Here is a 12,068-nt window from a genome sequence, read left to right on the forward strand (position 1 = left end):
TTGACACAAAAATGGCGATTTTTGGGTAAATAGGACGGTAGAATGCGGGTTTGAGGTGCGTATTTTTCAGGAAGTCGAAAAAATGTGTGGCTAACTTTTGTTACATATAATTAACTATACATATTGTTATTTAGCTTCTTTTAGTGGTATAATATATATGACAACCACTAAAAGGGGATGATTATAATGTATCCTAAAATATCAAAAGTTAAAGGTAAGAGATATTTAAGGATAATGGAAAGTGTAAGAGAAGGTAAGAAGGTTAAACAAAAGACAGTGGTAAATTTTGGAAATGTTGATAATTACACTAAAAAAGATATAATTAAACTTGTAGATAGTTTGTTAAGGATATTTGAAATAGAAGGATACGAAAAAATAGATGATGATTTAATGGAAGAAATAGCAAGAAAGAATTACGGAATACGATTAATAGTAAATAAGATATTTGACAGATATGAAATGAAAAGATATTTTGAGAAGATGAATACAACATATGATGTAGAAGAGATGTTAAAAATAATGGTAATGAATAGAATAATAGAACCGAGGAGTAAATTAGGAATATTTAATAATTTAGAATATTTAGGATATACACCAGTAGAAGTTAGTGAAGGAAAAGAATTAGAAAAAGATGAAGTTATGTTGCATTGGTTGTATAGAACATTAGATGTATTAGCAGAAAATAAAGAAGGTATAGAAAAACATTTGTATAATCAAAGAATAAGTTTGTTTAATACAACAGTAGATTTAGTATTTTACGATGTAACTACATTAGCCTTTGAAACACAACAAACAAATGAGATATTACAAATGGGATATTCAAAAGATAAGAAATTTAATGAATCACAAATAGTATTAGGTATGTCAATAGATCAAGATAAAATGCCAGTGAGTTTTGATATATATCCAGGTAATACATTTGAAGGACATACATTTAAAGATGCAGTTGAAACAATGAAAAAAGAATATCAATTAGGAAAAGTAATAGTAGTATCAGATAGAGGAATGATGAGTAAAAAAAATATAGAAGTAGTAGAAAATTCCAATTATGAATTCATAGTAGGTAAATCAATTAAACAATTAAAAAAAGTAAATATATTTGATGGAGAATTCATAGAAATAGCAAAAGGAATAAAATATAGAGAAGTTCAATACGATAATAATAGATTACTCATAATATATTCAGAAGAAAGAGCTAAAAAAGATAGAGCAGATAGACTTAGATTAATTGAAAAAGCAAAGAAAATGCTTGAAAATAATAATGTAGATTCAATGAATAAAAGAGGAGCTAAAAAATATTTAAAAGAAGAAAATAAACAGAATTATATATTAGATAATGAAAAAATAAAAAATGATGAAAAATACGATGGATATTATGGAATAATGACAAATACTAAATTAAATCCAAAACAAATATTAGAACAGTATCATACATTATGGAAAGTAGAAGAAACATTTAGAACATTAAAAAATTATCTAGAAACAAGACCTATATTTCATTGGACTCCTAAAAGAATAAAAGGTCATATAGTAATGAGTTTCATATCTTACATAATGCAAAGAACATTAGAATTAGAACTAGAAAAAAATAACATTGATTATTCACATGAAAAAATTAGAGAGACTATTAAAAATATGGAATATTCAGAAGTAAGATTAAAAGACAAATTATTTGCATTAAGAGCCAATTTAAATGAATTTCAAAAATCAATATTAAAAATATTAGAAATAGAAAAACCTAAAAAAATGATGGATTTAGATGAATTTAAAGAAAAATACTTCTAAAATACGCATGAATAGCTAAAAAGAGGGAGGTGTGTGGCTAATTTCTCTTTTTACAAAAAGTTAACAATCGCTGTTTTTCTTATTATTTCTCTTTTTGAGAATTTGAGTTACAAAAGTAGTGTCAAACTCAGGGATCATATGGGTGATGAAAAAACTTGGGAAGTTGCTACAGAAGCTTTAAGAAAAGCTTTAGAAAGATCTGGAATTAATTATAAAATAAATGAAGGTGATGGAGCATTTTATGGTCCTAAAATTGACTTCCATATAAAAGATTCCATCGGAAGAAAATGGCAATGTGCTACTATACAATTAGATTTCCAAATGCCAGAAAGATTTGATATACATTATGTAGATAATAATAACGAATTACAAAGACCTGTTATGATTCATAGAGCAATATATGGTTCCATAGAAAGATTTTTTGGTATATTAATTGAAAATTTTGCTGGCGCATTCCCAACATGGTTATCTCCAGAACAAGTAGCTGTTATACCAGTTTCTGATAAATATGTTGATGCAGCAAAAGAATTATATGAAAAATTAGATTCTGAAGGTTTAAGAGTTAAGTTAGATTCTTCTAATGCTACAGTTGGATATAAAATCAGAAATGCTCAAATGTTAAAAATACCATATATGATTGTTATTGGTGAAAAAGAACTTGAATCTAAAAAATATAATGTAAGAACAAGAGAAGGAAATACTGTTGAAGATTTAGAACTTGATGACTTTATTAAAACAGTAAAAGAAGAAATCAAAAATAGAAGTTTGAAATTAAGTTATTAAAAAATAAGATTCATGAAATAATTATTGAATTAGAATAATATTATTTCAAAATATAAAAATACTCCATCCTATATTAAGGATGGAGTATTTATTATGAGAATTCCTATAATTTAGGAAATATCTCTGGTATTTTTTGTTCGAATTTTCCTCGGAATATTTCTTCTTTAAGCATTAAATGCGAATCTAAATCATGGAAATCAAAGGCCCCTGTTCCAAGTGCAAAATGAACACTTTGATTTATACCAACACTTGATTCAGACATACATCCTATCATAAGATTTAAATTTGCAGCTTTAACCATTTCTACTATTGCCAGAGCATCAGAAATACCTGATTTCATAAGTTTTATGTTTACATAATCTACAGCTTCTTCTTTTATGAGTCTAAAGACATCATATTTAGATCTCGCACTTTCATCTGCTCCTACTGGAAAAGGAGAATTAAATCTAACGAATTTTAAACCCTCAATATCACTTGCTATAACAGGTTGTTCAAATATTGATATATCAATTCCCATATTGTATACTCTTTTTGCAAATTCCACCGCTTGTTTAGGAGTATATCCCATATTTGCATCAACAATATATTTCGAACCTTTTGTAACCTCTGAAATAGCTTCCATAACTTTAATATCCTCTTCTAAACTTTCTCCAACCTTAATTTTTATAACATTAAAACCTTCATTATGTATAGACTTAGCATCTTCAACCCTGTTATTAAAAGTATCTATCCCGACAGTTTTATCTGTTTCAATTTTCTCTTTAGCTCCCCCTAACATCTGATAAACAGGAACTCCTATTTCTTCAGAAAATGCATCAAGTACTGCATATTGAACAGCTGCTTTTAAACTCGGAGTTGCAAACATCTTATCTGTAATATTGAAAATTTTTCTATAATTTTTAACATCTATTCCCATAATTAATTCCTTTACAAAACTTTCTAATTTAAATAAAGCTTCTACTCTTTCACCATTTACTCTAAAAGAAGGTGCAGCTTCACCATATCCCTTTGCTTCACTATCAAGAGATATTTCTACTTCTATATTAGTTGCCTCTGATGAAATACTTCCAACTATATGAAAAGGTTTTGAATAACTATATTTTTTTAATGAAAATTTTACATCATTTATTTTTCCCATATTATTTACCTCCTATCTCCTTAAAATCTAAAATTTGAATATTATATTTAAAATCATAAATATTTTTACTATCTGCATCTACTTCACCTACTTGATTATCATAAGGATCTGTTCGCCAAAATTCCTTTTTAGGAACAAATTCTTTCATAAAATCTGAATTTGCTACCATTCTAAAAGCATCTAAATTCCCAAAATAAAATTCTCTTAATTCTTGATTATCTTTATAGCGACCACCAAAAGATAAATCTGCAGGAAGCCATCCATATGGTGGTATATAGAATAATGCCCAATCATGAGGTGAAGCTAAGAATGGTGTAATATACCATCCAGATTGCCACCTTGCCGGAATTCCTTCAATTCTACATAAGGTTATAAATAATAATGCCTTAAATCCACAATCACCTTTTAAATTGCTAGCAACAAATTCTGGAATATTTTCATACAATGCATAAGGATAAACATAAGAATAATCAACATTTAAAGTTACCCAATCATATATTTTTTTAGCTTTCTGATATAGATTTTTCTCATCTCCTACTATTTCTTCAGCAAGTTTTTTTAAATATGGAGTAAAAACTATATGTGGTGGTTCTTCTGATAGAAAATCAAAATCTTTTATACTTTCAACTTTTGAAGGTATAACCTTATTTATCCACTCTTTTATTACATATTCAAATTCCACAAAATACTCTTCATCTTTATTACCTTCAAAATAGATTGTCCTTTGAGGGACATTAGACGGTGCTAAAAAATAGTTTTCATGATTTACTGAAATAAGTTTTACATCTTTTTGCTGAAATTCTTCTTTAGGAAATGGCAACCAAACTTTTAATTTTTCATTTTCCACATCTTCAGTGATTTTTAGCGAAATTCTAGCTCTAACCTTATATTCTTTAGGATTATTCCCATCTAAAAGTTCTCTTATCCTTTTATCATTCATATTTCTTGATTGTTCACTGTTTTTGTCTCTTTTTATTCTTTTCTTATATTCTGGAAGTGCAAAGGCGATATTTTGAACAAACCTTTTTTCAAACTTTCTTTCTCCATTAACTAAAATATAATCTAAAAATCCGTTATTTAGAAGATCATAAAACTCTTCATTAGTAAAACTATCTAAAAGTTCTTTTGCTTTAGTAATAGCATCTTTCTCATCATAAGGATAATTTTTTAAAAGTCTTTTTATTCTTTCTTTTTCAAACATCAATCTCATTTTGAGATTTTCTGGTAGGTTCTTTTTAAGCCATCTTTCAATAATACGGCTCGTTAAATCAAAGTTTCCTAAGTATTCTTCTCGAATAATTTCTTCTGGAAGTTTTGTATTCATAAACTCCATAATTACTCCCCCCTTTTCAAAATAGTTAGCTTTACAAATCTTTTACTTAATAATATCACTTTCTATTAAAATTGTCAATAACTTTTTATATAAAAATAAGAAAAATTGCTCCATAATGACTTTATATGCTAATATGTATTATTCCCTTTTTCATATAAAAAGACAATATATTGGCTAATTCGTTGTAGATATATCAAATGTTTATTGTTCAATAATATAAACACATTAATAAAAATAAATAAATTAGTAATTTAGATTTTGGTTAAATCCATTTATATTTTAAAATTAATTTGATATAATATTAAAAATATAGTTGTAATTTTAATATAAAAAATTAGAAAAGTTTATATCAAAGAATTTAGAATAAATAATAATGAAGGAGGAATTAATAATGGATATTGAGCAAACAATTAATGATATGACATTAGAAGAAAAACTAGATTTTATAGTTGGTCCCGGATTTCCAAGTCGATTTGGTAATGATGATGTTGAAGTTCGAGGTACAGTTGGAATTATTAGGGTGTTAAAGGTTTACCGGATATTTATTTAGCAGACGGTCCTGCTGGGTTAAGAATTTTCCCTGATAGACCTAATGATGAAAAAAATATTACGCAACTTCATTTCCTATTGAATCAATGTTAGCTTCTACTTGGAATAGAGAAATATTAAAAAAAGTAGGAGAAGCTATCGGAGAAGAAACAAAAGAATATGGTGTTGATGTATTATTAGCTCCTGCATTAAATATTCAAAGAAATCCATTAGGTGGTAGAAACTTTGAATATTATTCTGAAGATCCTTTAGTATCTGGCGAAATGGCTGCAAGTTTTGTTGAAGATATTCAATCAAAAGGTGTTGGAACTTCCTTAAAACACTTTGTTGCTAATAATCAAGAAACTAATAGAAAAAAATTGATACTATAATTTCAGAAAGAGCTTTGAGAAAAATATACTTAAAGAGTTTTGAAATTGCATTAAAAGCAAAACCATGGACTGTAATGACAGCATACAACAAAGTAAATGGATATTATTGTTCTCAAAATGAGTATTTAATAAAAAAGATTTTAAGGGAAGAATGGGGATTCGATGGAATAGTAATGAGTGATTGGTTTGCAGGTGATTCTGGTGCTCATCAAGTGAAGTCTGGAAATGATTTAATAATGCCTGGTAAATCTTATCAAGTATCAGATTATAGAATTGATGAAAGAGAGGAAATAAAGAAAGGGATTAAAGAAGGGATTTTAACTGAAGATGATATTGATGAAGCAGTAAGAAATTTATTAAAATTAGTAATTAAAACCCCAAAATACAATAATTATAATTATTCTAATAATCCAGATTTAGAAAAACATGCAAAAATAGCATATGAAGATATTTATGTGGGGTATAGATATTTTGATACATTTAAAAAAGAACCTTTATATGATTTTGGATAAGGATTATCATATACTAACTTTGAATATTCTAACTTAAATATTAAAAATAATGATAAAAAATTATATATTTCTTTTGATGTAAAAAATATAGGAAATTTACCTGAAAAAGAAATTGCTCAAGTTTATGTAAGAGCACCAAAAGGTTTAATAGATAAACCATTTCAAGAATTAAAAGGCTTTGGAAAAACAGAATTACTCAATCCTGGTGAAGTAGAAAATATTAAAATAACTATTAATATTAAAGATTTATCTAGTTATTGTTGTGATGGTTGGAAATTAGATAAAGGAGAATATGAAATAAGAGTTGGATCTTCTTCTAAAGATATTAGATTAACTGATAAGATAGTATTATAATTTAACCAATGAATTAACCCATCTTGATCATTCAAGATGGGTTAATTTTGTTTATTCATTTTCAAGGGAAGGATTTAAATCAATATTATCCAATTTTTTTGAAAAAATCAATACATCTAATAATATCAATATCGCTAATATAATAAACAATATATGCACTTCATATCTATCTACCAAAAATCCCATTAATGCCATTCCAATAGGTGTTGCTGCTTGAAACAACACTCCTATTACCGAGAATATTTTTGATCTTTTTTCATTTGGAATAATTCTTTGAAAAAATACTGATATCGGAGTATTTACAAATGCATTTGTTAGTCCCATAATAGTTATTATTGTACCTACTTATACTTGATATCTTTTCATTTCTATTAATACATCTTTCAATTCCTCTATTTGTTCAAAGCCTTCATAATATGAATTGATTCTTTTATTTTTCTTATTTGACTTTTTAATATTAAGCATTTCCACACCCCCCTAATATTAAATTAGATTTTAATATTTTTAATAAATAACTTAATAATTTTGAAGATCAGTTAGTAGTATATCACTTTTTTTAATATTTGTCAAGTGTGACTTTAATATTTTTAAAGTTAATATTAATTTTTTTAAAATCGTTTTTAGGTTATAAAAAAATAATCCGGCAAAGCCGGATTATTTAAATAATCATATTTATCCTCTTAATTTTAATTGTTTGTTGGCTATTGTTTCGTTCAATCTTCTTACAGGAGTATTTCTTGGAGCACCTTTTAATATTTCTGAATCTGTTTTTACTTCTTCTAATATCTTATGCATTACATCCACAAATCTATCTAATTCTTCTTTTGACTCTGTTTCCGTTGGTTCTATCATCATAGCTTCATGAACAATCAATGGGAAATATATTGTTGGTGGATGAATTCCGTAATCTAATAATCTTTTAGCAAAATCAAGTGTTTTTACACCATATTCTTTTAAGAAAGATCCATCTATAACAAATTCATGTTTACATACATCATTAATTGCTATATCAAATTCTTTTTCTAATTTCTTCCTTAAATAATTTGCATTTAAAACTGCCATTTCACTTGCAAATTTCAATCCTTCTTTTCCCATCATTAAAATATAAGTATAAGCTCTAACCATTACGCTAAAGTTTCCATAAAAAGTTCTTAATCTTCCACAACTTTTTGGTATATCATAATTAAAGAAATATTTTCCATCTTCATTAATATCTACAATAGGTTTAGGCAAATAGTCTTTTAATTTTTCTTTTACCCCAACAGGTCCGCTACCTGGACCACCCATACCATGAGGTGTCGAGAATGTTTTATGTAAATTTAAATGAACTATATCAAAACCCATATCTCCAGGTCTTACTTTACCCATAATTGCATTTAAATTAGCTCCATCATAATACAATAATGCATTATGTTCATGAGCTAATCTGGCAATTTCTAATATATCTTTTTCAAACAACCCTAATGTATTTGGGTTTGTAAGCATAATAGCAGCTACACTGTCATCCATTACTTTTTTAAATTCTTCCAAGTCAACCCTACCATCTAAACCTGATTTTACTTCTACTACATCAAACCCTGCCATTTTTGCAGAAGCTGGATTTGTTCCATGAGCTGAATCAGGTAATATTACTTTGGTTTTATCTGTAAAACCATTATCTTCTACATATTTTCTAACAATATGCATACCTGTTAATTCACCATGAGCTCCTGCAGCTGGTTGTAATGTCACAGCATCCATACCGGTTATTTCACCAAGATATTTTTGTAAATTATACATTAATTCCAATGCACCTTGAACTTGTTCTTCATCAAGATAAGGATGAATGTTATTAAATAAATTTGTCATTTCTTCATTTAACATAGGATTATATTTCATTGTACATGAACCAAGCGGATAAAATCCACTATCTACTGAGTGATTTTTTCTTTCAAGTTCATTATAATGTCTTACAACCTCTAATTCATTTACCTGAGGTAAATTTGGTTCTTCCTTCCTTAATAATTCATTTTCTAATTCTATTTCAACTTCTGGAACGTCTAATTTTGGTAAAGAAAATGCTGTTCTTCCTTCTTTAGATTTTTCAAAGATTAATTTCATCTATTTCACCTACCTTAGATACCAAATAATCAATTTCTTCTTTGGTATTTAATTCTGTTACACAAAATAGTCCATAATTTTTCATATCATCAAAAAATCTTCCTAAGTTTAATGGACCAACAAATTTTTCTTCTAACAAAATATCATTAAATTTATCTAAATCAAACTTAGGCTTTATAACAAATTCATTGAAAAATTCTCCTTCAAATACAGGTTCAAATTTTTCTGTTTCAACTAATTTTTTTGCTAAATAATGTGCTTTTTGATAGCTTTGATATGCTATTTCTTTTAATCCTTCTCTACCAATAATACTTAAATAAACTGAAGCAATAACAGCCATTAAAGCATGATTTGAACAAATATTAGATGTAGCTTTTGCCCTTCTTATATGTTGTTCTCTTGTTTGTAAAACCATTACAAAACCTCTTTTACCTTCAGCATCAACTGTTTCACCTATAATCCTTCCAGGCATTTGTCTTATATACTTTTGTTTTGAAGCAAAAAATCCAAATGTAGGACCACCAAATGACATATAATTTCCAAGTGATTGACCTTCTCCTACAACAATATCTGCACCTAATTTACCAGGTGCTTCTAATAATCCTAAAGCTATTGGATATGCATTAACTATCAATAATACTTTTTCTGGTAAAACTTCTTTAATTTGTTTTATATTTTCTATTACTCCAAAGAAATTTGGATAAGATATAACAACAGAACTTGTATTTTCATCTATTTTACTTTTTAAATCTTCTAAATCTATTCTTCCCGTTTTTTCATCATAATTAATTAATTCTATTTCTAATCCTTGAGACTCTGTATATGTTCTTGATACTTCTATATACTCTGGATGAATAGATTTTGCTACTAATGACTTATGCTTTTTGTTAACCCTTGATGCCATCAATATCGCTTCAGCAACTGCAGTGCCACCATCATACATTGATGAATTTGCTACTTCCATTCCTGTTAATTCACATATGGCAGTTTGAAATTCATATAACGCTTGTAGTGTGCCTTGTGACACTTCAGCTTGATATGGAGTATATGCAGTTAAAAAATTTCTTTTTGTAGCTAACTGATATACTGCTGAAGGAACATAATGTTTGTATATTCCTGCACCTCTAAACATTGCATATTCATCTAAATTTATATTTCTTCCAGCCAATTCTTTTAATTCTCTTTTCACTTCTATTTCTGATTTTGATTCTGGTATATTTAATTCTCCTTCAAATAACTTAGGAACATCTTTATATAATTCGTTTATATCATTAATTCCTATAACTTCCATCATTTCTTTTATATCTTCTTCTGTGTGTGGTATATATGGAAATCTTTTCACCTATTTCACCTCACTCTTAAAATTTCATAGACCCGGAAATCCGGGTCTATGATTATAATGAGTTTTTATATTCTTCTTCTGTTAATAAATCATCTAATTCACTTTCATCTGAAAGTTCTAATTTTACAATCCAACCTTTTCCTTCTGCATCTTCATTAATGATTTCTGGAGATGCATCCAATTCTGTATTAACTTCTACAACTTTTCCTGAAACTGGAGAGTAAACATCACTTGCAGATTTTACAGATTCAACAGCACAAAGAGCTTCGCCTTTTTTTACTTCTTTTCCTTCTTCTGGTAATTCTACAAATGTAACGTCACCTAATTCTTCAGCAGCATGATTTGTGATACCTATTGTAGCAATATTACCTTCAACTTCTACCCATTCATGTGTTTTTGTAAATTTCTTCATTTTTAACCCTCCTAAGTTATTTTCTAGATTTTACACTACCTCTATAAAATGGTGTTTTTATTACTTTTGCTTTTACTCTTTTACCTCTAATTTCAACTTCTACTTCTGTATCTTTTTTATAATATGGTTTATTTAACATTGCTAAAGCTATAGGCTTATCTAATGTAGGAGAAACCGTTCCACTTGTAATAAATCCTACTTCTTCATCACCAACAAAAACCTTATAACCATGTCTTGGAATGCCTCTTTCTAACATTTCTATTCCTTTTAATCTTCTTTTAATACCAGTTTCTTTTTCTTTTAACAATACATCTTTTCCTAAAAAATCTTTTTCCATATCAACAGCCCATTTAATACCAGCTTCAAATGGTGTAATTTCATCTGTCATATCATTACCATATAACAGATATGTAGCTTCTAATCTTAATGTATCTCTTGCTCCTAATCCAGCAGGTTTCCCATCATATTTTATTAATAATTCTAATAATTTTCTCCACATAGGCACTGCTGCTTCTCTATCAAAATAAATTTCAAAACCATCTTCACCAGTATACCCTGTTCTAGAAATTAAACATTGAATACCATTTATTCTTCCTTCAGTAAAATTATAATATGAAATTTTTTTCAAATCAACCCCTGAAATTTCTTGTAACATTTCTTCGGCTTTAGGTCCTTGGATTGCAATTTGTGCTGTTTCATCAGATATATTTTTTACTTCTACATCAAAATTCTCTGCTTGCTTTACAATCCAATTGTAATCTTTTTCTATATTAGAAGCATTAACCACTAATAACACATGTTCATCTGAATATTTATAAGCTAATAAATCATCGATAATCCCACCATTTTCATTTAACATTGGAGAATAAACTATTTCTTCCGTCTTGATTTTTTCAACATTATTAGTAATTATATAATTTACGAATTTAACTGCTTCCTTACCCCTAACGTCAATTTCTCCCATATGAGACACATCAAAAATCCCTACATTATTTCTCACTGCATGATGCTCTTCTTTTAATGATGTATACCATACTGGCATCTCCCAACCACCAAATGGAACCATTTTTGCTCCTAATCTAACATGTTCTTCATATAGTGGGGTCCTTTTTAAATTTTCCATTAATCTGCCTCCTTGTTATTTAAAATTTGTATTGCTTTTTCATAATCTTCTTCATCAACATAAACATTCATTATTGTACCATTTCCAAAAAATTCTCTACCTACTCCAATTTCTTTGGGGGATTTTATTAATGCGTTTACTCCTTCAGCTTCCAAAAGTTGTTTTATAATCTGCGCTTCAAAATCATTAACATATGATTTCAATTCCTTCCACATTTTATCACCTCTTTCAACAACTATATTATACATCTAAAACTTGTATTTATA

14 protein-coding genes are annotated in these 12,068 nt (G+C 27.7%); 6 read left to right on the top strand and 8 right to left on the bottom strand.

Annotated elements, in window-relative coordinates:
- The first annotated feature begins 186 nt into the window (after positions 1-186).
- Positions 187-1,785 (top strand): IS1634 family transposase, encoded by a 1,599-nt coding sequence (locus ACZ5CK_RS06930; RefSeq protein WP_464581035.1) that lies wholly within the window; start codon positions 187-189, stop codon positions 1,783-1,785.
- A gap of 33 nt (positions 1,786-1,818) precedes the next feature.
- Entirely contained in the window at positions 1,819-2,568 is a 750-nt protein-coding gene (locus ACZ5CK_RS06935) for a His/Gly/Thr/Pro-type tRNA ligase C-terminal domain-containing protein (protein WP_464581095.1), read from the top strand.
- 103 nt (positions 2,569-2,671) lie between these two features.
- Here the strand turns inward: ACZ5CK_RS06935 and ACZ5CK_RS06940 are convergent, their stop codons facing one another.
- A complete protein-coding gene (locus ACZ5CK_RS06940) occupies positions 2,672-3,706 on the bottom strand; it encodes an L-Ala-D/L-Glu epimerase (protein WP_464581096.1) in 1,035 nt (344 codons plus the stop codon).
- A 1-nt stretch (position 3,707) separates the two neighbouring features.
- On the bottom strand, positions 3,708-5,039 hold the full coding sequence (locus tag ACZ5CK_RS06945) for a transglutaminase domain-containing protein (protein ID WP_464581097.1): 1,332 nt from the start codon (positions 5,037-5,039) through the stop codon (positions 3,708-3,710).
- Positions 5,040-5,430: 391 nt separating this feature from the next.
- Between ACZ5CK_RS06945 and ACZ5CK_RS06950 the strand changes: the two genes are divergently transcribed.
- From ACZ5CK_RS06950 to ACZ5CK_RS06965, 4 genes are all read left to right on the top strand, one after another.
- Positions 5,431-5,589, top strand: coding sequence for a hypothetical protein (locus ACZ5CK_RS06950; protein ID WP_464581098.1), 159 nt, complete (start codon positions 5,431-5,433; stop codon positions 5,587-5,589).
- An 85-nt stretch (positions 5,590-5,674) separates the two neighbouring features.
- Positions 5,675-5,959 (top strand): glycoside hydrolase family 3 N-terminal domain-containing protein, encoded by a 285-nt coding sequence (locus tag ACZ5CK_RS06955; RefSeq protein ID WP_464581099.1) that lies wholly within the window; start codon positions 5,675-5,677, stop codon positions 5,957-5,959.
- Positions 5,959-6,471, top strand: coding sequence for a glycoside hydrolase family 3 N-terminal domain-containing protein (locus ACZ5CK_RS06960; RefSeq protein ID WP_464582976.1), 513 nt, complete (start codon positions 5,959-5,961; stop codon positions 6,469-6,471). Before ACZ5CK_RS06955 ends, ACZ5CK_RS06960 begins: the two co-directional genes overlap by 1 nt.
- A 111-nt stretch (positions 6,472-6,582) precedes the next feature.
- Complete coding sequence (locus tag ACZ5CK_RS06965) at positions 6,583-6,825, top strand: fibronectin type III-like domain-contianing protein (protein WP_464582977.1); 243 nt, start codon at positions 6,583-6,585, stop codon at positions 6,823-6,825.
- A 51-nt stretch (positions 6,826-6,876) separates the two neighbouring features.
- On the opposite strand, the gene ACZ5CK_RS06970 is transcribed toward ACZ5CK_RS06965, so the two are convergent.
- The 6 genes from ACZ5CK_RS06970 to ACZ5CK_RS06995 form a co-directional block, all read right to left on the bottom strand.
- Positions 6,877-7,149 (bottom strand): MFS transporter, encoded by a 273-nt coding sequence (locus tag ACZ5CK_RS06970; protein ID WP_464581100.1) that lies wholly within the window; start codon positions 7,147-7,149, stop codon positions 6,877-6,879.
- A gap of 348 nt (positions 7,150-7,497) precedes the next feature.
- Entirely contained in the window at positions 7,498-8,925 is a 1,428-nt protein-coding gene (gcvPB, locus tag ACZ5CK_RS06975; protein ID WP_464581101.1) for an aminomethyl-transferring glycine dehydrogenase subunit GcvPB, read from the bottom strand.
- Positions 8,909-10,267, bottom strand: coding sequence for an aminomethyl-transferring glycine dehydrogenase subunit GcvPA (gcvPA, locus tag ACZ5CK_RS06980; protein ID WP_464581102.1), 1,359 nt, complete (start codon positions 10,265-10,267; stop codon positions 8,909-8,911). Before gcvPA ends, gcvPB begins: the two co-directional genes overlap by 17 nt.
- A gap of 52 nt (positions 10,268-10,319) precedes the next feature.
- Positions 10,320-10,679 (bottom strand): glycine cleavage system protein GcvH, encoded by a 360-nt coding sequence (gene gcvH, locus ACZ5CK_RS06985; protein WP_464581103.1) that lies wholly within the window; start codon positions 10,677-10,679, stop codon positions 10,320-10,322.
- A gap of 16 nt (positions 10,680-10,695) precedes the next feature.
- Positions 10,696-11,802 carry a glycine cleavage system aminomethyltransferase GcvT gene (gcvT, locus tag ACZ5CK_RS06990; protein ID WP_464581104.1) on the bottom strand — a complete coding sequence of 369 codons (1,107 nt, stop codon included), beginning with the start codon at positions 11,800-11,802 and terminating at the stop codon, positions 10,696-10,698.
- Entirely contained in the window at positions 11,802-12,017 is a 216-nt protein-coding gene (locus ACZ5CK_RS06995) for a putative signal transducing protein (protein ID WP_464581105.1), read from the bottom strand. Before ACZ5CK_RS06995 ends, gcvT begins: the two co-directional genes overlap by 1 nt.
- Between the last annotated feature and the right edge of the window lie 51 nt (positions 12,018-12,068).

The sequence above is a fragment of the Marinitoga okinawensis genome, assembly GCF_055387075.1.